Here is a 20,443-nt window from a genome sequence, read left to right as displayed (position 1 = left end):
GCCCACTCTTCAAGCACTCTCATCACTGCCCCCAGCAGACTTTGCGCGACATTTCAGGCGCCGCTCCCGGGTTGCTTCGCATACCGGTGCTGCTCAAGCTGAAAGCTGCACACGCGTCGTCCGGCATGACTGAGTCCACGGCAGGCGTAGCGAGCAAGTCGAAATCCTGGGGGTTTAAAATCACACTGATTCTATAGTGATCGTTACCCGCAATGGCGCCGCCCGCATCAATAAAAGTGCCGTTTCTGGTATATGCGCGCTCCAGGTGCTGGGCTTGCTCGCTCAGCAACGCGACTATTTGCGCGCGATACACCTTTTTTACCTGGCCGATGTACCCGGGATACGCAATGCCGGCCAACAACGCAACGATCGCCACGGCGATCAATAACTCCATCAGGGTAAAGCCCTGGCTATCCATGCCCATCCCATTGCTCCTTATTGAAGTTGCCGCCATGAAATCCGTCGAAACCTGACGTTGCCGCCCTCCTCCACCCGTGCATAAACCGACTCCAGCACCGTGCGCGATTGGCCTGTAAGGCCCACGGCAGTGATGCGAAAGAGCGCTGCCCGTGTATCGGGCGGCAAATGAGCCAGCCCTGCTCCTTCCCCCAGGGATTGAACGCCATAAAACCCACCCCTCAAGGCCAACCAGGTGACCGCTGAGACAGGGTTTGCCCCTGCGCCAGTCAAGGAAAATGCTTCATTAGGCGGTACACATGTAATAACCGAGTTGCACACAGGCATCGCAGGGCCGCCCCTCTGCACAACCGACTCCCCCAGCCGCAAACCGCTTTCAGCAGACTGAAAGGATTGATTACGCTGCCACAGGCTACTCGCGACTTTTTGCTGGGCGACCGCCCCCTGTACCGACGACAGCCCCACCTGCGATAACAACAGCAGGAATACCAGACTGATCAGCAGCACCATCCCGTTCTGCCGTACCCGAATACCGCCAAGCATCGACATCGCCCCTAACCCAACCGATTTCGCAGCGCCGCAACGACACTGTAGGTCTGGTCCTTAACCCGCCCAGTTGGGTCTTGCAGAGTCATGGAGATACGCACACTACGTACCAAAGAACTGTCAGCTGGATGGCTGTCGTAACGCACCACAACCGTTGATGCAGGTTCAGCCGCCAAGCCAAAACTGATGTCGAATGCCCCCACGTTATCAATCAGTACCGCCTTTGCCGGCGCTGCCGGAGTACTGACCTTCAACTGGCCCGATTCATAGGTGTAGGTAAGCTGGCGTATGCCAAAGCGGATCAGGCCAGGGGCGGCAGCAGGTGCTGCCCCGGCATACGCCTGGGCCGTCTCCTTGCAGTCGGACAACACCGTCCAGTCGGGCTTGCCAGCGCCGTCACCGACGTACGCGGTGACCAACGTCAGCGACCTTGAACTTCCCGACGCGTCCCAGCTTATCGGTCGATCGAAGGCAGCCGGGGCGTTGTCGATAACGGTCGCGGCCAAACATCCCAACATGCCTGCCTGACGAATGTCCTGTGTGATCTTGCCCAGGGCAAGCCGCGCATCATCCTGCAGCACCATGGCGGCCTGCTGGCTGCCGTGAGTCAATCGTTAACTTATGAGCACCTGACTCACCCCCAACACCAGCACCAGCCCGACGGCGAGTGCCAGCAACAACTCCACCAGGCTGAAACCTCGGGCATGACGATTCATTGCAAGGCTCCCTGCTCACTGGTGACTCGACTGGTCAGCGTGAAGGTTTCCCGTGCTCCTGGGGTGCCTGCTGAGCGGCGATCCTCCCAACTGATGCTGATGGTGACCTCATGCCCGCTTACCGCCACTGAACCCTTGGCGTCCTTGCCAGCAAAACCAATGATATTGGCCTCGAAATCGTGCAGGTCCAGGTCGCGCACACTGGCGGCCGAAGTGTTGGGCGGCCCCGACTCGTCCCTCCCCCACGTGTAATCCGCACCAGCATTGGCGCGAATTCGGTCGAGCATGTCGTAGGCGATAAAACTGGCTTGGCTGATCATCCTGGCGCTGTCGGTGTACTTGAGCGCGTTGAGCTGAAGCATTGCAGCGCCCATCAGGCCGACAGCCAGGATCAACAGCGCTATCAGCACCTCGATCAGCGTCATGCCGGATTGGTGCCGATGCGCGGAGCGCAGAAAAAATCGATTCGGGCGGGCAGGCATTACCGTCGTCATCCATGTCGAAGGCCGGAAAAAAGCAGGCAAACCCTGCTGTGCGATCCAAGACTAGCGGCGGATTTCGAGCAGCGCTGCTGCCGGAACAAAGGGAAATACTTTGGACATAAAGGCCATCACCCAGCATTCGCGGCCAGGCGCTATACCTAGGTCTGCAACTCGAAGATTCACTCGCGTCCACGGAGGGAACGCACATGACACAACGAGGGTTCACCCTGATTGAAATGCTGCTGGGGCTGATCGTCACCAGCTTCCTCGCGCAATTGGCCGTACCCGGTTTCAAAGGTTTGCTTGAATCGCAGCAACGACAAAGCGTGGCCCAATCACTTGCCGCCGGACTGCGTTACGCACGCATGGAGGCCATCACGCGCAATCAGGCGGTGGTCATTCATGCAAACGACAGGGACTGGAGCCTGGGGTGGCGGGTGATACTGGATGTCAGTGGACGCGGCCATCAGGACGACGACAACCCGGTGCTGCTGGAGCGCCAGGGCGATGGTCGCGTGCCCGTGGCAGGCAATGGCCCGGTCACGAACCAGGTGCGTTTCAGCGGCTTGGGAGAACCGGTTTTCGCCGGCGGAGGCTTCCGTGCCGGCACCGTGCATGTGTGCGACACGAGCCAGGCACAGAGCCTGTATCAGATCGTGCTGGCCCCCAGCGGACGCATCAGCCTGCGCAGTGACAAGACCGAGCAGGCATTATGCCGAGCCGATGCCGGCATTGTTGGCGTCAGAGCAGCGAGCGGACCCGCAGTTCCTTCGGCATCGAGAACGTGATGTTCTCTTCACGACCTGCCAGCTCATCGGCGCCAGTAGCGCCCCAGGCCTGCAACTGCTGGATCACGCCGCGTACCAGCACTTCCGGTGCGGAGGCGCCTGCCGTGATGCCGATACGCTCGACACCATCGAACCAACTGCGCTGCATGTCTTCGGCACCGTCGATCAGGTACGCCGGCGTAGCCATGCGCTCGGCCAGCTCACGCAGGCGGTTGGGGTTGGAGCTGTTAGGGCTGCCGACCACCAGCACTACGTCACACTCATTTGCCAGTTGCTTGACCGCATCCTGGCGGTTTTGCGTGGCGTAGCAGATGTCATCCTTGCGCGGGCCGCCAATGGCCGGGAACCGCGTGCGCAGGGCATCGATTACGCGGCTGGTGTCGTCCATGGACAAGGTGGTCTGGGTCACGAAGGCCAGGCGTTCCGGATTGTGCACCTGCAAGTTGGCGACGTCTTTCTCGTCCTCGACCAGGTAGATAGCACCGCCGTTGCTGGCGTCGTATTGGCCCATGGTGCCTTCTACCTCCGGGTGACCGGCGTGGCCGATCAGGATGCACTCACGACCGTCGCGGCTGTAGCGCGCCACTTCGATATGCACCTTGGTCACCAGTGGGCAGGTGGCATCGAACACCTTGAGGCCACGGCCCGCCGCTTCGGTACGTACAGCCTGGGAAACACCGTGGGCACTGAAGATGACGATCACGTCGTCGGGCACCTGATCGAGTTCTTCGACAAAGATCGCCCCGCGCGCGCGCAAGTCTTCGACCACAAATTTGTTATGGACGACTTCATGGCGCACATAAATCGGCGGCCCGAAGACTTCCAGGGCGCGATTGACGATTTCGATCGCCCGGTCCACGCCGGCGCAGAAGCCACGGGGGTTGGCGAGTTTGATTTGCATGCTGTGCCTCGTGTATTGCAGCCATATTGAGTCAATTTGACACTGACTCAACCGACAATGGAGATCAAAGGTGGGAGGGGGCTTGCTCCCGATATAGGTATATCAGTCTGCACATTTAGCTGATACACCGCTATCGGGAGCAAGCCCCCTCCCACATTTTAGACCGCGTACGGTCGGTTACAGCGCTTTGACGTCGATAATCTCGACGTCAAAGGTCAACGTCTTGCCGGCCAACGGGTGATTGAAGTCGATGGTCACTTGCGCGTCATCAAATGCTTTCACCACGCCAGGCAATTCAGTGTTCGCCGCATCATTGAAGATCACCAGCAAGCCTTCCGACAGGTCCATGTTCTGGAACTGCGAACGGGGGATGATCTGCACGTTTTGCGGGTTGGGCTGGCCGAAGGCGTTTTCCGGCAGGATTTGCAGGGTGCGCTTGTCACCGGCCTTGAAACCGAACAGTGCCGCTTCGAAACCCGGCAGCAGGTTGCCGTCGCCGACCTTGAAGGTCGCGGGGGCCTTGTCGAACGTGCTGTCGACCGTGTCGCCATTCTCCAGGCGCAGTGCGAAATGCAAAGTGACTTCCGTGTTCTGGCCGATGCGTTGCTCAGCCAATACCTGATCAGTCATTGACGGTTTCTCCGGTTTTCTTGCTCTTGAACATATCCAGCGCCAGCATGATTGCGCCGACGGTGATAGCACTGTCGGCAAAGTTGAACGCCGGGAAGTAGTGGCGGTTCTGCCAATGCACCAGGATAAAGTCGATCACATGGCCCAGGGCGATGCGGTCATACAGGTTGCCCAGCGCGCCACCCAACACTAGGGCCAGCGCGATGGCCAGCCAGGTGTCGTCGCGGCCCAGGCGCTTGAGCCACACCACCAGTACGGCACTTACCACCACGGCGATCACAGCAAACAGCCAGCGCTGCCAGCCACCGCCGTCAGCGAGGAAGCTGAAGGCGGCGCCAGTGTTGTAGGCCAGGGTCCAGCTGAAATAATCCGGGATCACCACGATTTGCTGGAACATTTCCAGGGAGCCCTCGAAGTGAGCCTTGCTGACCTGGTCAATGACCAGGACCAGCAGGCTCAGTACGAGCCAGCCCAGACGTCCGAAACGACTGTCTGCATTAGGCATAGTGGCGAACCTCGCCTTCACCGCTGATGTTGTCGACACAACGACCGCAGATTTCCGGGTGCTCAGGGTTCACGCCGACGTCTTCACGGCAGTGCCAGCAACGAGCGCACTTGGGGAAGGCCGACTTGACCACTTTGAGCTTAAGGCCAGGCACTTCGGTAGCCACCGCATCTGCCGGAGCCTTGGTAAACGGCGCCAGGCTCGCAGTAGAGGTGATCAGCACGAAGCGCAGCTCGTTGCTCAGCTTGGCCAGGTCGGCGGTCAGGCCGTCTTCGGCAAACAGGGTGACTTCGGCTTGCAGGTTGCCACCCACGGCCTTGGCCGCACGCTGGACTTCCAGTTCCTTGTTCACCGCAACCTTGACGGCCATCACGCCTTCCCAGTACTCGCGGCCCAGTTCGAAGTCAGCCGGCAGTTCGGTCAGGCCTTCGTACCAGGTGTTGAGCATGACGGACTCGTTACGCTCGCCCGGCAGGTACTCCCACAGTTCGTCAGCGGTGAATGCCAGGATCGGTGCGATCCAGCGCACCAGCGCTTCGCTGATGTGGTACAGCGCGGTCTGCGCCGAACGGCGCGCCTTGCTGTTGGCGCCAGTGGTGTACTGGCGGTCCTTGATGATGTCGAGGTAGAAACCACCCAGCTCCTGCACGCAGAAGTTGTGGATCTTGGAGTAGACGTTCCAGAAGCGGTATTCGCCGTAGTGTTCCTGCAACTCGCGCTGCAGCAACAAGGTACGGTCCACAGCCCAACGGTCGAGGGCGAGCATGTCTTCGGCCGGCAGCAGGTCGCTGGCCGGGTTGAAGCCGGTCAGGTTCGACAGCATGAATCGCGCGGTATTGCGGATACGACGATAGGCGTCGGCGCTGCGGGCCAGGATCTGGTCCGACACGGCGATTTCACCCGAGTAATCGGTGGAAGCCACCCACAGGCGCATGATGTCGGCGCCCAAGGTGTCGTTGATCTTTTTCGGCTCGATCACGTTCTTCAGCGATTTGGACATCTTGCGGCCCGTCTCGTCGACGGTGAAGCCGTGGGTCAGCAGCTCGCGGTACGGCGCATGGTTGTCGATGGCGCAACCGGTGAGCAACGACGAGTGGAACCAGCCACGGTGTTGGTCCGAACCTTCCAGGTACAGGTCGGCACGCGGGCCGGTCTCGTGGCCCATCGGGTGCGAACCACGCAGCACATGCCAGTGAGTGGTGCCCGAATCGAACCACACGTCGAGGGTGTCGCTGATCTTGTCGTACAGCGGCGCTTCGTCGCCCAGCAGCTCGGCAGCGTCCAGCTTGAACCAGGCTTCGATGCCTTGCTGCTCGACACGCTGGGCCACGACTTCCATCAGCTCGACGGTGCGCGGGTGCAGCTCACCGCTTTCCTTGTTCAGGAAGAACGGGATCGGCACGCCCCAGTTGCGCTGGCGGGAGATGCACCAGTCCGGACGATTGGCGATCATCGAGTGCAGGCGCGCCTGGCCCCAGGCCGGGACGAACTTGGTGTCTTCGATGGCCTTGAGCGAGCGTACACGCAAGGTGTCGCCGCTGGTCGGCTCTTTGTCCATGCCGATAAACCATTGCGCCGTAGCGCGGTAGATCAGCGGGGTCTTGTGACGCCAGCAATGCATGTAGCTGTGCTGGATGGCGGCGGTTTGCATCAACGCACCGACTTCACGCAGCTTTTCGATGATCGGATGGTCAGCCTTGAAGATGAACTGGCCACCAAAGAACTCGAGCGAAGGCACGTATACGCCGTTGCTCTGCACCGGGTTGATGATGTCGTCGTTGACCATGCCGTACTTCTTGCAGATCACGAAGTCGTCCACGCCATAGGCAGGCGAGCAGTGGACAATGCCGGTACCCGAACCCAGCTCGACGTAGTCAGCCAGGTACACCGGCGACAGACGGTCATAGAACGGGTGACGGAAGTTGATCAGTTCCAGCGCGGAGCCGGTGGCGGTGGCGATCACCGAGCCTTGCAACTCGTAGCGGGCAAGGCACGACTCGACCATTTCTTCGGCCAGCACCAACAGGCGATCACCGACATCCACCAGAGCGTAGGTGAATTCCGGGTGCACGTTCAGCGCCTGGTTGGCCGGGATGGTCCACGGGGTGGTGGTCCAGATCACGATGGCAGCCGGCTTGGCCAGGCTTGCCAGGCCGAATGCCTCGGCCAGCTTGGCGTCATCGGCAATCGGGAAGGCCACGTCGATGGTCGACGACTTTTTGTCTTCGTATTCGACTTCCGCTTCGGCCAGGGCCGAACCGCAGTCAAAGCACCAGTTCACGGGCTTGAGACCCTTGAACACGAAGCCGCCCTTGACGATTTCAGCCAAGGCACGGATTTCACCGGCCTCGTTCTTGAAGTTCATGGTCTCGTAGGGGTTGTCCCACTCGCCCAGCACGCCCAGGCGAATGAATTCGGACTTCTGCCCTTCGATCTGCTCGGTGGCGTAGGCACGGCAGAGTTCGCGGGTCTTGTCCGCGCCCAGGTTCTTGCCGTAGGTCACTTCGACTTTGTGCTCGATCGGCAGGCCATGGCAGTCCCAGCCCGGAACGTACGGCGCGTCAAAGCCCGACAGGGTTTTGGAGCGCAGGATCATGTCCTTGAGAATCTTGTTCAGCGCATGACCGATATGAATCGTGCCGTTGGCATAAGGAGGGCCGTCGTGCAGGACGAATTTCGGACGATCCTTGCCAATTTCGCGCAACTTTCCGTACAGGCCAATACTGTTCCAGCGCTGCAGGATCTGCGGTTCGCGCTGTGGCAGGCCGGCCTTCATTGGGAAGGCGGTGTCCGGAAGGTTTAGCGTGGCTTTATAGTCGGTCATTTAAGGCTCTTCGGTTAGCGATGGGCGCTAGGTGCGGCTAGTGCACGGGCGGCGGCGACATCCGCATTGATCGCCGTTTTCAACGCCTCCAGGGAGGCGAAACGCTGCTCTTCACGCAGCTTCTGGTGGAAAACCACCGTCAAACGCCGGTCGTATAAATCACCGGCAAAATCCAAAAGGTGAACTTCCAGGTGGGCCTTGCCATCACCTGCAACCGTGGGCCTGACGCCTATATTGGCGACTCCCGGCCACGATTGGCCGTCGATGTCGACGCTGACCAGGTAAACCCCGGTCAGCGGCACACGGCGGCGCTTGAGTTGCACGTTGGCAGTTGGCGTGCCCAATTGGCGCGCCAGCTTCTGGCCGTGCAGTACCCGCCCGGCAATGCGGAAGGGGCGACCGAGCAAACGCTCGGCCAGGTCGAAGTCGGCGGCAGCCAAGGCGTTACGCACCTGGGTGCTGCTCACACGCAGGCCGTCCAGTTCGACGGTTTGGGCGGCTTCAACGGTAAAGCCCTGGTTGACGCCGGCATGTTGCAGGAAATCGAAATCCCCGACCCGATCGCAACCGAAATGGAAGTCGTCACCGACCTCCAGGTGTTGTACACCCAGGCCATCGACCAGGATGCGGTCGACGAACTCGGCGGCGCTGAGGCTGCGCAAACGCTGGTTGAAAGCCAGGCAGAGGACGCGGTCCACGCCCTCCTCCGCCAGCAGTTGCAGCTTGTCGCGCAAGCGCGCCAAACGGGCCGGCGCTGTTTCCGGGGTAAAGAACTCCCGCGGTTGTGGCTCGAAAATCACCACGCAGCTGGGCACACCCAACTCGACCGCACGCTCGCGCAACCTTGCCAGGATAGCCTGGTGGCCACGGTGAACACCGTCAAAGTTGCCAATAGTGGCGACGCAGCCCCGATGCTCGGGGCGCAGGTTGTGGAGACCTCGAACCAGCTGCATAACGCGCTTCTTGCTCATAAAGTGGTCGATTATAACCACACCCGGCCCCGGACGACAGGCAACAGCGCAGGCCAAATGGGTCGAATCGATAAAACAATCGTTTTATCGCGGCGAAGTCTCTATCCCAGCGACTTGCGATTGAAATCGCGCAGGCGGAAACCCTGCAACAGCAACATCCCGAAGTACACCGCCACACCCGCAACCACCAACACGCCCAGGCGCATAAAGCGCTCCAGCATATCGCCATCGCCCCAGGCTGGCATCACGTGCATCAAGCCCACCAGCACGGCGGACATCGCAGCCACCGCCACGAGCAACTTGAGGGTAAACATCCCCCAACCCGGCTGTGGTTGATACATCTGCTGTTTGCGCAGTTGATAAAACAGCAGGCCGGCATTGATACAAGCTCCGGCACTGATCGCCAGCGCCAGCCCGGCATGGGCCAAAGGACCGATAAATACCAGGTTGAGCAGTTGCGTGACGATCAACGTGAAAATCGCGATTTTCACCGGCGTACGGATGTTTTGCTGCGCGTAGAAGCCCGGTGCCAGAACCTTGATCACAATAATGCCGAGCAGGCCGACGGAGTAGGCAACCAGCGCGTGCTGGGTCATCAAGGCGTCATGCGCATCGAATTGCCCGTATTGAAACAGCGAGACCGTCAGCGGCTCGGCCAGGATTCCCAGGGCCAGTGCGCATGGCAACACCAACAGAAAGCACAGACGCAGGCCCCAATCGAGAATGCGCGAATACTCCTGACGATCCTTGCTGGCATAGGTGCGTGCCAGGGTAGGCAGCAGGATCGTGCCCAATGCCACGCCAAGCACACCGGATGGCAACTCCATCAAGCGGTCGGCGTAGTACATCCACGATACCGAGCCGGATACCAGCAACGAGGCGAACGCGGTGTTGATGATCAGGGAAATCTGACTGACCGATACCCCGAGTATCGCCGGCAGCATATTGCGCATCACCCGCCAGACGCCGGTGTCCTTGAGGTTCAGGCGTGGCAGTACGAGCATGCCGATTTTTTTCAGGTGCGGCAGTTGGTACAGCAACTGCGCCAGGCCGCCGGCCAGGACCGCCCAGCCCAGGGCCATGACGGGCGGATCGAAATACGGCGTAAGGAACAGCGCAAAAATAATCATGCTGACGTTCAGCAAGGTCGGCACAAAGGCCGGTACCGAGAAACGATTCCAGGTATTGAGGATCGCCCCGGCGAGCGAAGACAGGGAAATCAGCAATATATAAGGAAAGGTCACCCGCAGCAGATCAGTGGTGAGCGCAAACTTTTCCGGCGTATTGGCAAAACCGGGCGCCGTGGCCCAGATCACCCAGGGCGCGGCGAGCATCCCGACGATGGTTACCAGCATCAGTACCAGCGTCAGCAAACCCGAGACGTAGGCGATGAACGTACGAGTCGCCTCCTCGCCATGCTGGGTCTTGTATTCGGCCAGAATCGGCACGAACGCCTGGGAGAACGCGCCTTCGGCAAAGATACGTCGCAGCAGGTTGGGGAGTTTGAAGGCAATAAAGAAGGCATCCGTGGCCATACTGGCGCCAAAGATGCGCGCCAGCAGAGTGTCACGCACAAACCCCAAAACCCGGGAGATCATCGTGATAGAGCTGACCGCAGCCAACGATTTGAGCAGATTCATTGAAAGAGTTTGCGCCTATAGATAAAGAGCAGGCGAACAAAGCGCCCACTTATGCGATACTGCGCGCCTGCAACAGCACAGAGCCAAAGCTCGCGAGTTTACAGGTCAAGCGCCGGAAATAAATCACCCGCCTCTTCAGATCGACCACTCAGCAGTTCGCATCAGCCGCCCTTGACAACCCATCAAGTCATCGGCATGATTCGCGGCCTATTTTGTTTGCTATTTCCTAAAAAGTCTTTCGAGGAGCTCGACGGTGGCCAACACACCTTCCGCCAAAAAACGTGCAAAACAGGCTGAGAAGCGTCGCAGCCACAACGCCAGCCTGCGTTCCATGGTTCGTACCTACATCAAGAATGTAGTTAAAGCCATCGACACCAAAGACGCTGAAAAAGCTCAAGCTGCTTACGTTCTGGCCGTGCCAGTTATCGACCGTATGGCCGATAAAGGCATCATCCACAAGAACAAGGCCGCTCGCCATAAGAGCCGCCTGAATGGCCACATCAAGGCTCTGAGCGTTCCTGCTGCAGCCTAAGTGGTAACAACTGCCACGCAGCCCAGGCTGCGTAACAGTTAAGAAATGCCCCGTACCGAAAGGTCCGGGGCATTTTTGTTTGCCCAAAGATTCATCACAACTTCCCTTGTGGGAGGGGGTTTGCTCCCGATGGCGGTGTGTCAGTCAGAATATCTGGTACTGATACACCGCTATCGGGAGCAAGCCCCCTCCCACATTAAAACGCAAAAAAAAACGCCCCGAACCAGTCGGGGCGTTTTTGCTACCGATTGATCAAACCACAATCAATGGTGGTGACCGCCTTCACCGTGGACGTGGCCGTGAGCCACTTCTTCCTGGGAAGCATCGCGGATGGCAACGATTTTCACTTGGAAGTTCAGGCGCTGGCCAGCCAGAGGGTGGTTGCCGTCGACCGTCACATCATCGCCGTCCAGGTCACGGATGGTGACGATCTGCATTTGGCCGTCCGGCGCGGAAGCGTGGAACTGCATGCCCACTTCCAGCTCGTCAACGCCTTCGAACATGCTGCGGCTCAAAGTGCTGACCAGCTCGGCGGAGTATTCGCCGTAGGCATCTTCAGGTTCTACGGCTACGGTCAGTTCGTCACCGACTGCCTTGCCTTCCAGGGCCTTTTCCAGGCCTGGGATGATGTTACCTGCGCCTTGCAGGTAGACCAGCGGCGCGCCGCCGGCTGAGCTGTCGATGACCTCACCAGCGTCGTTGGTCAGGGTATAGTCGATGGAGACAGCCTTGTTAGCGGCGATCGTCATGGGGCGAGACCTTTTGCATAAGAATGAAGAACGGACAAGTCTAAACAAGGATTTGCCCGAAAGCGAACAGAACCCGGACAGACGGGGCCGACCAACGGTCTCGACGATCACCGGATTCCACCAGGATGACGACCTGCACTGGGTTGCCGAGCTGTCCTGCGGCCACACCCAGCACCTGCGCCACCAGCCGCCGTGGCAGTCGCGCGCCTGGGTCGTCGACCCCGCGCAACGCCTTGAAAAAATAGGCCAACCCTTTGCGTGCGGCTGGTGTGCGCAAGTGCGCGAATAACGATAACCTTGACGCCTGATTCGCGGTAGGCGCCCATGCATAGGGCGCCACCCAAGCCATGCACCTCCAGAGAATTCGCATGCAGACTTTTTTTATCGCGCCCACCGATTTTGGTGTGGGTCTGACCTCCATCAGCCTTGGGCTGGTGCGCACCCTGGAACGGGCCGGCCTTAAAGTCGGCTTCTTCAAACCGATTGCCCAGCCACACCCGGGCGATACCGGTCCGGAGCGCTCCACTGAGCTGGTGGCACGTACCCACGGCCTGAAGCCACCACAACCCCTGGGCCTGGCCCATGTGGAGCGAATGCTCGGCGACGGCCAACTCGATGAGCTGCTTGAAGAAATCATCACCCTGTATCAGCAGGCCGCCGTAGGCAAAGACGTGCTGATCGTCGAAGGCATGGTGCCGACCCGCAGCGCCAGCTACGCCGCGCGGGTCAACCTGCACCTGGCCAAGAGCCTGGATGCGGAAGTGATCCTGGTCTCGGCGCCGGAGAACGAAGTGCTCACCGAGCTTTCTGGCCGGGTGGAATTGCAGGCCCAACTGTTCGGCGGCCCCAAAGACCCGAAAGTATTGGGCGTGATCCTCAACAAAGTGCGCACCGACGAAAGCATGGAGGCATTCTCGGCGCGCCTTAAAGAGCACTCGCCGTTGTTGCGCAGCGGCGATTTCCGCCTGCTTGGCTGCATCCCCTACCAGCCCGAACTCAATGCCCCGCGCACCCGCGATGTGGCCGACCTGATGGGTGCGCAGGTCCTCAACGCCGGTGACTATGAAACCCGGCGCATGACCAAGATCATCATTTGCGCCCGTACCATGCGCAACACCGTAGAGCTGCTCAAGCCCGGCGTCCTGGTGGTCACCCCAGGCGATCGCGACGACATCATCCTCGCCGTCAGCCTGGCCGCGATCAACGGCGTGCCGCTGGCCGGCCTGCTGCTGACCAGCGACACCCTGCCCGACCCGCGCATCATGGATCTGTGCCGCGGCGCCTTCCAGGCCGGGTTACCAGTGCTGTCGGTGAGCACCGGCTCCTACGACACCGCCAACCAGCTCAATAGCCTCAACAAGGAAATCCCCATCGATGACCGTGAGCGCGCGGAGATCATCACCGACTTCGTCGCCAGCCACCTCGACGCACGCTGGCTGCACCAACGGTGTGGCACGCCCAGGGAGATGCGCCTGTCGCCGGCGGTGTTCCGCTACCAGTTGATCCAACGGGCCCAGGCCGCCAACAAGCGCATCGTGTTGCCCGAGGGCAGCGAGCCGCTGACGGTGCAGGCCGCCGCCATCTGCCAGGCCCGAGGCATTGCCCGCTGCGTGCTGTTGGCCAAACCGGCGGATGTCGAAGCGGTCGCCCGTGCCCAGGGTATCGAGCTACCCGAGGGCCTGGAGATTCTTGACCCGGACCTGATTCGCCAGCGCTATGTCGAGCCGATGGTTGCCTTGCGCAAGACCAAGAGCCTCAACGCCCCCATGGCCGAGCAACAGCTGGAAGACACAGTGGTGATCGCCACCATGATGCTCGCCCTGGACGAAGTGGACGGCCTGGTCTCCGGCGTCATCCACTCCACCGCCAATACCATTCGCCCGGCCCTGCAACTGATCAAGACCGCGCCCGGATGCACCCTGGTATCGTCGGTGTTCTTCATGCTGTTCCCCGAGCAGGTGCTGGTGTACGGCGACTGTGTGATGAACCCACACCCAAGCGCCGCGGAACTGGCGGAAATCGCCTTGCAAAGCGCCGATTCCGCCGCCGCGTTCGGCATCACGCCACGCGTGGCGATGATCAGCTACTCCAGCGGTGATTCGGCCAGCGGCGAAGAAGTGGAAAAAGTCCGCGAAGCCACCCTGCTCGCCCACGAACAGCAAGGCTCGCTGCTGATCGACGGACCGCTGCAATACGACGCCGCCGCCAATGAAAGCGTGGCCCGGCAATTGGCGCCCAATAGCCAGGTGGCGGGCAAGGCCACGGTGTTCGTGTTCCCCGACCTGAACACCGGCAACACCACTTACAAAGCCGTGCAACGCAGCGCCGATTGCGTGAGCCTGGGGCCGATGCTCCAGGGCCTGCGCAAACCGGTCAACGACCTGCCGCGCGGCGCCCAGGTAGACGACATCGTGTACACCATCGCGCTGACTGCGATCCAAGCCGCCAACCGACCTATGGATATCTAAATGCTGGATTTTCTACCTGCCGCCGTACGCGGGGTGATCGCTTCGCTGTTGCTGGCGCTGAACACGATCCTGCTGTGCTCGTTCCTGTTTATTGTCGCGCTGTTCAAGGCACTGCCCTTCGCCAAGCGCTTCAGCGAATGGCTGATGAACCACACCCACGAAGCCTGGGTGACCAACAACAAAGGCTGGATGAACCTGGTGCGCCGCACACGCTGGCACCTGAGCGGCCTTGAAGGCCTGGACTATCAGCATTCGTATCTGGTGACCAGCAACCACCAGAGCTGGGTCGATATCATGGTGCTGCAATACGTGCTCAACCGGCGCATTCGCCCGCTGAAGTTTTTTCTCAAGCAAGAGCTGATCTGGGTGCCGGTGATTGGTCTGGCGTGGTGGGCACTGGGCTTTCCGTTCATGAAGCGCTACACCAAGGCTTATCTTGAGAAGCACCCGGAAAAGAAAGGCAAGGACCTGGAAACCACCCGCAAGACCTGTGCGAAGTTTCGCGACAATCCGGTGGGCATTTTCAACTTTGCCGAGGGCACACGGTTTACGCCGGGCAAACATGCGCAGCAAAACTCCCCATTTCGCTATTTGCTCAAGCCCAAGGCCGGCGGAATTGCGTTTGTGCTGGATGCCATGGGGGAGCAGCTCAAATCACTGGTGAATGTAACCATTCACTACCCTGCCGGGCGCCCTGGCTATTGGGATTTGCTGTGCGGGAATGTGAAGGAGGTGGTGGTGCAGTTTGAAGAGGTGCAGATCCCGGCTGAATTCATTGGCAAGAATTATGAGCAGGATGGGGAGTACCGGTTAGCGTTCCAGGGCTGGATCAACCGGTTGTGGGAAGACAAGGATGCGTTGCTGGAGCAGTTGCACAAAGACTTTCCAGCCAGCCGCTGATCAACATGTGGATGCAATTCAATGTGGGAGCTGGCTTGCCTGCGATAGCGGTGGATCAGCTAAGGATAAATAAACTGACAGTCCGCCATCGCAGGCAAGCCAGCTCCCACATTGACCGAGTCCACATTTGAGAATGTGTAAAAAGCCCGCCACCGATCACTCGGTGGCGGGCTTTTTTGTGCGGCAATAAAGCCTAGATCGCGCCGCGCTGACGCAACAACTCCAGCACTTGCTTGACGCTGTCTTCCAGCGACAAGGCCTGGGTATCGATCACCAGGTCGGCATTCAACGGCACGTCGTACGGGAAGGACTCGCCAGGGATATTATCCCCACCGGCCGCGTACAAACCTTGCGGATCACGCTCGGCACATACCAGCGGCGACGCCTGCACATAGACGGTCAACAGGCGATCACTGCCAATCAGCGCCTTGGCCTGTTCACGGCCTTCGGCATCCGGCGCGACAAAAGCCGCAAGGGTCAGCAAACCGGCTTCGTTGAACTGACGCGCCACGTGAGCCGCACGGCGCCAGTTCTCGGTACGCCCGGCACGGTCCTGAGGCAAGCCTTTGTTCAGGTCATGCCGCAGGTTCTGGCCGTCCAGCACGAACACCGCACGCCCCATGTCGAACAGCTTGCGCTCAACCGCATAGGCCAACGTGCTCTTGCCGGCACCCGACAAGCCGCTGAACAACACGGTGGCCGGTTGCTGGCCGAAACGCAGGGCACGCTCTTCAGTGGCCACGTGTGCCAATTTGTCGTGCTGCGCTGCACCGCCCTGGCTGGTCGGTGGCGCGATGATCATGCCCGCGGCCACGGTGCCATTGGTCAGGCGGTCGATGACGATAAAGGCACCGGTGGTGCGATTGCTGTCATAGCCATCCAACGCAATGGCGGCATCAAGGCTGACCTTGACCCGGCCAATTTCGTTGAGCTGCAGCGAACTCGCCGGACCTTCGGCCAGGGTGTTCACGTCCACGCGATGCACGATGCTGGTGATAGAGCCCGGCACGTAGCTGGTAGCGCGCTTGATGTCGTATTTCTTGCCCGGCAGCATCGGTTCTTCAGCCATCCACACGAGCATGGCGTCGAACGCATCGGTCACTTGCGGCACATTGTCGGCATGCACCAATAGGTCGCCACGGGAGATATCGATCTCGTCTTCCATGGTCAGGGTTACGGCCTGGCCTGGGCCGGCGTGCTCCAGCTCACCTTCGAAGGTGACGATGGATTTGACCCGGCTGCGTTTGCGTGACGGCAGCACCACGACTTCGTCGCCTTTGTGCACGATGCCGCTGGCAAGAGTGCCGGCAAAACCACGGAAGTTCAGGTTCGGGCGGTTGACGTACTGCACCGGGAAACGCAGGTCGGTGTAGTTGCGGTCGTTGGCGATCTCGACGGTCTCGAGGATCTCCATCAGCGACTGGCCGGTGTACCAGGGCGAACGCTCGCTCTTGTTCACCACGTTGTCGCCCTTGAGCGCCGACATCGGCACGAAGGCCAGGGTACTTGGCTTGAACGCGATGCCTTCCGCGAACTTCAGGTAATCGGCCTTGATCGACTCGAATACGCTTTGGTCAAAGCCGTTGATGTCCATCTTGTTGACGGCCACCACGATGTGCTTGATGCCCAGCAACGAGGCGATAAAGCTGTGGCGACGGGTCTGGGTCTGCACGCCATAGCGGGCGTCGATCAGGATAATCGCCAGGTCACAGGTGGACGCACCGGTGGCCATGTTGCGGGTGTACTGCTCATGGCCGGGGGTGTCGGCGATGATGAACTTGCGCTTGGCGGTGGAGAAGTAGCGGTAGGCAACATCGATGGTGATGCCCTGCTCACGCTCGGCCTGCAGGCCGTCGACCAGCAAGGCCAGGTCGATGTCATCGCCGGTGGTGCCGGACTTCTTCGAATCGCGGGTGATGGCTTCCAGGTGATCTTCGTAGATCATCTTGGAGTCGTGCAGCAGGCGCCCGATCAGGGTGCTCTTGCCGTCGTCGACGTTGCCGCAGGTCAGGAAGCGCAACATCTCTTTGCGCTCGTGCTGGCCCAGGTAGGCGAGGATGTCCTCGCTGATCAAATCAGATTGATGCGACATGACAGCCCCTTAGAAATAGCCTTGACGTTTTTTATCTTCCATGGAGCCTGCGCCATCGTGGTCGATGACCCGGCCCTGGCGCTCGGAAGTTCGCGTCAGGAGCATTTCCTGAATGATGTCCGTCAGCGTCTCGGCTTCGGACTCCACCGCGCCCGTCAACGGGTAGCAGCCAAGGGTACGGAAACGGACTTTCTTTTTGACGATGCGGGCTTTGTCTTCGTCGGACAGGTGTTCGAGGATGCGGTCGTCGTCGATCATGATCAACGTGCCGTTCTTCTCGATCACTTCGCGCTCGGCGGCGAAGTACAGCGGCACGATCGGGATACCTTCCAGGTAGATGTACTGCCAGATATCCAACTCGGTCCAGTTGGACAACGGGAACACGCGGATCGACTCGCCCTTGTTGACGTTGCCGTTGTAAACGTTCCACAGCTCCGGACGTTGGTTCTTCGGGTCCCAGCGGTGCTTGCTGTCGCGGAACGAGTACACGCGCTCTTTGGCACGGGACTTCTCTTCATCGCGACGGGCGCCGCCGAACGCTGCATCGAAACCATGCTTGTCCAGGGCTTGCTTGAGGCCCTCGGTCTTCATGATATCGGTGTGCTTGGCGCTGCCGTGGGTGAAGGGGTTGATACCCTGCGCCACGCCATCCGGGTTGACGTGAGTGATCAGGTCCAGGCCAAGCTCTTCGACCATTTTGTCGCGGAACTTGTACATTTCCTGGAATTTCCAGCGCGTGTCGACGTGCATCACTGGGAACGGCAGCTTGCCCGGGAAGAAAGCCTTGCGTGCCAGGTGCAACATCACGGCGGAGTCTTTACCGATCGAGTAGAGCATCACCGGGTTGTCGAACTCGGCGGCGACCTCGCGGATGATGTGGATGCTTTCCGCCTCCAGCTGTTTCAGATGCGTCAGTTTGTCGACCATGGTTACTCACGGAAAAACGATCTTATGGACGGCCAGGCGGGCCGTGTTCGAGCGGGGCATGCTAGCACAGCACCTTCTTCTATTCAGGGCGCCATCTAGATCGAAACGGTATATGAATATACCGGCCAGTTTGGCCGCAAATAGACTCAAGTGTGGGAGGGGGCTTGCTCCCGATAGCAGTGTGTCAGTTAGTACATATTTCAATGATCCATCGCCATCGGGAGCAAGCCCCCTCCCACATTCAGTCGCGCTCTAAGGCTCAGATCGGGTTCGGGCAGTCGATAAATAGATGCTCCAGGGCAAAGCGTCGCGCCAGATAATCGCCCAACGCCTGCACCCCATAGCGCTCGGTGGCGTGATGACCAGCAGCAATGAAGCTGACGTCGTTTTCACGGGCGCTGTGGAAGGTCTGCTCGGATGCCTCGCCGCTCAGGTACAGGTCGACCCCGGCGGCAATCGCCTCGTCGATATAGCCCTGGCCACCTCCGGTGCACCAGCCGACGCGACGGATCATCTGGCTGCCTTCGATCAGTAGCGGTTCGCGCCCCATTGCATCCTGCACACGGCGGGCGAAATCACGCGGTGACAAGGGTTCGGCCAGCGACCCCACCAGGCCGACCACCTTGGGGTTGCTCGGGTCCAACGGGCCTTCGACGGTGATGTCCAGTTGCTTGGCCAGTTGCACGTTATTGCCCACCTCAGGGTGAAGGTCCAATGGCAGGTGATAGGCCAATAGGCTGATGTCGTGCTTGAGCAGGGTTCTCAGGCGGCGCTGCTTCATGCCGGTGATACACGGGCTCTCGCCCTTCCAGAAATAACCATGATGCACCAGCACCAGATCGGCCCCGGCTTCGACGGCGGCGTCCAGCAGCGCCTGGCTTGCGGTCACACCGCTGACGATGCGCATCACCTGCGGGCGGCCCTCGACCTGCAAGCCATTGGGGCAATAATCGGCAATTTTGGCACTGCCAAGGTAGCGGTCGGCTTCCTCAACGAGGGTGGTAAGAGGGACGGCCATAAAAGACTCCTAAATATCCGGTTCGCAGGCATCGCAGCCTCGTATAATGCGCGACATTATGGGCGCTCGCCCGCCCCCTGCAACCTGTCAGGACTTACTTGATGCTCAAGGCACTGCGTTTTTTTGGATGGCCATTGTTGGCTGGCGTGCTGATCGCGATGCTGATTATTCAGCGTTATCCCCAATGGGTGGGCCTGCCTACCCTGGATGTGAACCTGCAACAAGCACCGCAAACCAACACGGTGGTGCAGGGCCCGGTCACCTATGCCGACGCGGTCACCATTGCGGCCCCTGCGGTGGTCAACCTGTACACCACCAAGGTCATCAACAAACCGGCGCACCCGCTGTTCGAGGACCCGCAGTTTCGCCGCTATTTCGGTGACAACGGCCCCAAGCAGCGCCGCATGGAGTCGAGCCTGGGTTCCGGGGTAATCATGAGCCCCGAAGGCTACATCCTCACCAATAATCACGTGACTACCGGCGCCGACCAGATCGTGGTCGCCCTGCGTGATGGCCGCGAAACCCTGGCCCGTGTGGTGGGCAGCGACCCGGAAACCGACCTCGCAGTACTGAAAATCGATTTGAAGAACCTGCCATCGATCACCCTCGGTCGCTCCGACGGGTTGCGCGTGGGTGACGTAGCACTGGCTATCGGCAACCCGTTCGGCGTGGGCCAGACAGTCACCATGGGCATCATCAGCGCCACCGGGCGCAACCAGTTGGGCCTTAATAGCTACGAAGATTTCATCCAGACCGACGCAGCCATCAACCCGGGCAATTCCGGCGGTGCGCTGGTGGATGCCAATGGCAACCTGACCGGCATCAACACAGCGATTTTCTCCAAGTCCGGCGGCTCCCAAGGCATCGGTTTTGCGATCCCGGTGAAGCTGGCGATGGAAGTGATGAAGTCGATCATCGAACACGGCCAGGTCATTCGCGGCTGGCTGGGCATTGAAGTGCAACCCTTGACCAAGGAACTGGCCGAGTCGTTTGGCCTGACCGGACGCCCAGGCATCGTGGTCGCCGGGATCTTCCGCGATGGCCCGGCGCAGAAAGCCGGCCTGGAGTTGGGCGATGTAATCCTCAGCATCGACGGTGCACCGGCCGGTGATGGCCGCAAGTCGATGAACCAGGTGGCGCGAATCAAACCGACCGACAAGGTGGCGATCCTGGTCATGCGTAACGGCAAGGAGATCAAGCTCTCGGCGGAAATCGGCCTGCGTCCGCCACCGGCGACCGCACCGATAAAAGAAGAGCAATAACCGTCGCGACCCTAGCGCCCGTTCGCGGGCGCTTGTAGGGCGACATTTCTTAGCGATTCATTCTCATTAGGCATG

At 60.0% G+C, this 20,443-nt stretch carries 19 protein-coding genes and 1 pseudogene; 6 read left to right on the top strand and 14 right to left on the bottom strand.

From position 1 onward, the window contains the following. Positions 1-22: 22 nt before the first annotated feature. The 4 genes and pseudogenes from E4O98_RS07240 to pilV form a co-directional block, all read right to left on the bottom strand. Positions 23-424 carry a type IV pilin protein gene (locus E4O98_RS07240; protein WP_282445085.1) on the bottom strand — a complete coding sequence of 134 codons (402 nt, stop codon included), beginning with the start codon at positions 422-424 and terminating at the stop codon, positions 23-25. 11 nt (positions 425-435) lie between these two features. Further along, positions 436-966 (bottom strand): PilX N-terminal domain-containing pilus assembly protein, encoded by a 531-nt coding sequence (locus tag E4O98_RS07235; protein WP_248134534.1) that lies wholly within the window; start codon positions 964-966, stop codon positions 436-438. 5 nt (positions 967-971) lie between these two features. After that, positions 972-1,679: pseudogene (locus tag E4O98_RS07230) on the bottom strand (prepilin-type N-terminal cleavage/methylation domain-containing protein). Beyond that, positions 1,676-2,161 carry a type IV pilus modification protein PilV gene (pilV, locus tag E4O98_RS07225; RefSeq protein WP_005784655.1) on the bottom strand — a complete coding sequence of 162 codons (486 nt, stop codon included), beginning with the start codon at positions 2,159-2,161 and terminating at the stop codon, positions 1,676-1,678. Before pilV ends, E4O98_RS07230 begins: the two are co-directional and overlap by 4 nt. A 206-nt stretch (positions 2,162-2,367) precedes the next feature. On the opposite strand from pilV, the gene E4O98_RS07220 reads away from it, so the two are divergent. Beyond that, positions 2,368-2,949: a GspH/FimT family pseudopilin gene (locus E4O98_RS07220; protein ID WP_032877973.1), complete on the top strand. Its 582-nt coding sequence runs from the start codon at positions 2,368-2,370 to the stop codon at positions 2,947-2,949. Here E4O98_RS07220 and ispH read toward each other — a convergent pair. The 6 genes from ispH to murJ form a co-directional block, all read right to left on the bottom strand. Further along, the gene (ispH, locus tag E4O98_RS07215; RefSeq protein ID WP_248134532.1) at positions 2,903-3,850 is read right to left on the bottom strand and encodes a 4-hydroxy-3-methylbut-2-enyl diphosphate reductase; all 948 of its coding nucleotides are present in this window, start codon (positions 3,848-3,850) and stop codon (positions 2,903-2,905) included. The two genes, E4O98_RS07220 and ispH, sit on opposite strands and share 47 nt — an antisense overlap. Positions 3,851-4,027: 177 nt before the next feature. After that, the gene (fkpB, locus tag E4O98_RS07210; protein WP_177327426.1) at positions 4,028-4,465 is read right to left on the bottom strand and encodes an FKBP-type peptidyl-prolyl cis-trans isomerase; all 438 of its coding nucleotides are present in this window, start codon (positions 4,463-4,465) and stop codon (positions 4,028-4,030) included. Between the two features lie 7 nt (positions 4,466-4,472). After that, positions 4,473-4,985 carry a signal peptidase II gene (gene lspA, locus E4O98_RS07205; RefSeq protein WP_032877979.1) on the bottom strand — a complete coding sequence of 171 codons (513 nt, stop codon included), beginning with the start codon at positions 4,983-4,985 and terminating at the stop codon, positions 4,473-4,475. Continuing rightward, positions 4,978-7,809, bottom strand: coding sequence for an isoleucine--tRNA ligase (gene ileS / locus E4O98_RS07200; RefSeq protein ID WP_248134530.1), 2,832 nt, complete (start codon positions 7,807-7,809; stop codon positions 4,978-4,980). Before ileS ends, lspA begins: the two co-directional genes overlap by 8 nt. Before the next feature lie 14 nt (positions 7,810-7,823). Continuing rightward, positions 7,824-8,762 carry a bifunctional riboflavin kinase/FAD synthetase gene (ribF, locus tag E4O98_RS07195; protein WP_003188404.1) on the bottom strand — a complete coding sequence of 313 codons (939 nt, stop codon included), beginning with the start codon at positions 8,760-8,762 and terminating at the stop codon, positions 7,824-7,826. Positions 8,763-8,881: 119 nt separating this feature from the next. Next, positions 8,882-10,420: a murein biosynthesis integral membrane protein MurJ gene (gene murJ, locus E4O98_RS07190; protein ID WP_078820255.1), complete on the bottom strand. Its 1,539-nt coding sequence runs from the start codon at positions 10,418-10,420 to the stop codon at positions 8,882-8,884. A gap of 253 nt (positions 10,421-10,673) precedes the next feature. Between murJ and rpsT the strand changes: the two genes are divergently transcribed. After that, positions 10,674-10,952 (top strand): 30S ribosomal protein S20, encoded by a 279-nt coding sequence (rpsT, locus tag E4O98_RS07185; protein ID WP_003188401.1) that lies wholly within the window; start codon positions 10,674-10,676, stop codon positions 10,950-10,952. 263 nt (positions 10,953-11,215) lie between these two features. On the opposite strand, the gene E4O98_RS07180 is transcribed toward rpsT, so the two are convergent. Then, positions 11,216-11,701, bottom strand: coding sequence for a peptidylprolyl isomerase (locus E4O98_RS07180; RefSeq protein ID WP_003171645.1), 486 nt, complete (start codon positions 11,699-11,701; stop codon positions 11,216-11,218). Here E4O98_RS07180 and E4O98_RS07175 point away from each other — a divergent pair. The 3 genes from E4O98_RS07175 (at position 11,700) to E4O98_RS07165 (ending at position 15,069) form a co-directional block, all read left to right on the top strand. Further along, positions 11,700-11,990 carry a DUF3565 domain-containing protein gene (locus E4O98_RS07175; protein ID WP_103734661.1) on the top strand — a complete coding sequence of 97 codons (291 nt, stop codon included), beginning with the start codon at positions 11,700-11,702 and terminating at the stop codon, positions 11,988-11,990. The two genes, E4O98_RS07180 and E4O98_RS07175, sit on opposite strands and share 2 nt — an antisense overlap. Before the next feature lie 79 nt (positions 11,991-12,069). Beyond that, positions 12,070-14,169: a phosphate acetyltransferase gene (gene pta, locus E4O98_RS07170; RefSeq protein WP_078820253.1), complete on the top strand. Its 2,100-nt coding sequence runs from the start codon at positions 12,070-12,072 to the stop codon at positions 14,167-14,169. Beyond that, positions 14,170-15,069 carry an acyltransferase gene (locus tag E4O98_RS07165; protein WP_005784643.1) on the top strand — a complete coding sequence of 300 codons (900 nt, stop codon included), beginning with the start codon at positions 14,170-14,172 and terminating at the stop codon, positions 15,067-15,069. A 193-nt stretch (positions 15,070-15,262) separates the two neighbouring features. On the opposite strand, the gene cysN is transcribed toward E4O98_RS07165, so the two are convergent. The 3 genes from cysN to E4O98_RS07150 form a co-directional block, all read right to left on the bottom strand. Beyond that, positions 15,263-17,161 (bottom strand): sulfate adenylyltransferase subunit CysN, encoded by a 1,899-nt coding sequence (gene cysN, locus E4O98_RS07160; protein ID WP_078820251.1) that lies wholly within the window; start codon positions 17,159-17,161, stop codon positions 15,263-15,265. Positions 17,162-17,170: 9 nt separating this feature from the next. Next, entirely contained in the window at positions 17,171-18,088 is a 918-nt protein-coding gene (cysD, locus tag E4O98_RS07155; protein WP_005784641.1) for a sulfate adenylyltransferase subunit CysD, read from the bottom strand. 259 nt (positions 18,089-18,347) lie between these two features. Beyond that, positions 18,348-19,106 carry a Nif3-like dinuclear metal center hexameric protein gene (locus E4O98_RS07150; protein ID WP_103734664.1) on the bottom strand — a complete coding sequence of 253 codons (759 nt, stop codon included), beginning with the start codon at positions 19,104-19,106 and terminating at the stop codon, positions 18,348-18,350. A 101-nt stretch (positions 19,107-19,207) separates the two neighbouring features. On the opposite strand from E4O98_RS07150, the gene algW reads away from it, so the two are divergent. Continuing rightward, a complete protein-coding gene (algW, locus tag E4O98_RS07145; protein ID WP_005784639.1) occupies positions 19,208-20,368 on the top strand; it encodes a Do family serine endopeptidase AlgW in 1,161 nt (386 codons plus the stop codon). The last annotated feature ends 75 nt before the right edge of the window (positions 20,369-20,443 follow it).

It is taken from the genome of Pseudomonas sp. W2Jun17, assembly GCF_023127795.1.
Lineage (GTDB): Bacteria > Pseudomonadota > Gammaproteobacteria > Pseudomonadales > Pseudomonadaceae > Aquipseudomonas > Aquipseudomonas synxantha_A.
The sequence above is the reverse complement of the archived record's forward strand: the minus strand, read 5'-3'. Positions and strand labels throughout refer to the sequence as shown.

Coding starts and splice junctions, on each gene's coding strand:
- lspA (WP_032877979.1), bottom strand. CDS start 4,985: ATGCCTAATGCAGACAGTCGTTTCGGACGTCTGGGCTGGCTCGTACTG.
- E4O98_RS07220 (WP_032877973.1), top strand. CDS start 2,368: ATGACACAACGAGGGTTCACCCTGATTGAAATGCTGCTGGGGCTGATC.
- E4O98_RS07235 (WP_248134534.1), bottom strand. CDS start 966: ATGTCGATGCTTGGCGGTATTCGGGTACGGCAGAACGGGATGGTGCTG.
- E4O98_RS07165 (WP_005784643.1), top strand. CDS start 14,170: ATGCTGGATTTTCTACCTGCCGCCGTACGCGGGGTGATCGCTTCGCTG.
- ribF (WP_003188404.1), bottom strand. CDS start 8,762: ATGCAGCTGGTTCGAGGTCTCCACAACCTGCGCCCCGAGCATCGGGGC.
- pilV (WP_005784655.1), bottom strand. CDS start 2,161: ATGCCTGCCCGCCCGAATCGATTTTTTCTGCGCTCCGCGCATCGGCAC.
- cysD (WP_005784641.1), bottom strand. CDS start 18,088: ATGGTCGACAAACTGACGCATCTGAAACAGCTGGAGGCGGAAAGCATC.
- E4O98_RS07175 (WP_103734661.1), top strand. CDS start 11,700: ATGGGGCGAGACCTTTTGCATAAGAATGAAGAACGGACAAGTCTAAAC.
- cysN (WP_078820251.1), bottom strand. CDS start 17,161: ATGTCGCATCAATCTGATTTGATCAGCGAGGACATCCTCGCCTACCTG.
- murJ (WP_078820255.1), bottom strand. CDS start 10,420: ATGAATCTGCTCAAATCGTTGGCTGCGGTCAGCTCTATCACGATGATC.
- algW (WP_005784639.1), top strand. CDS start 19,208: ATGCTCAAGGCACTGCGTTTTTTTGGATGGCCATTGTTGGCTGGCGTG.
- E4O98_RS07150 (WP_103734664.1), bottom strand. CDS start 19,106: ATGGCCGTCCCTCTTACCACCCTCGTTGAGGAAGCCGACCGCTACCTT.
- E4O98_RS07180 (WP_003171645.1), bottom strand. CDS start 11,701: ATGACGATCGCCGCTAACAAGGCTGTCTCCATCGACTATACCCTGACC.
- E4O98_RS07240 (WP_282445085.1), bottom strand. CDS start 424: ATGGGCATGGATAGCCAGGGCTTTACCCTGATGGAGTTATTGATCGCC.
- ispH (WP_248134532.1), bottom strand. CDS start 3,850: ATGCAAATCAAACTCGCCAACCCCCGTGGCTTCTGCGCCGGCGTGGAC.
- pta (WP_078820253.1), top strand. CDS start 12,070: ATGCAGACTTTTTTTATCGCGCCCACCGATTTTGGTGTGGGTCTGACC.
- ileS (WP_248134530.1), bottom strand. CDS start 7,809: ATGACCGACTATAAAGCCACGCTAAACCTTCCGGACACCGCCTTCCCA.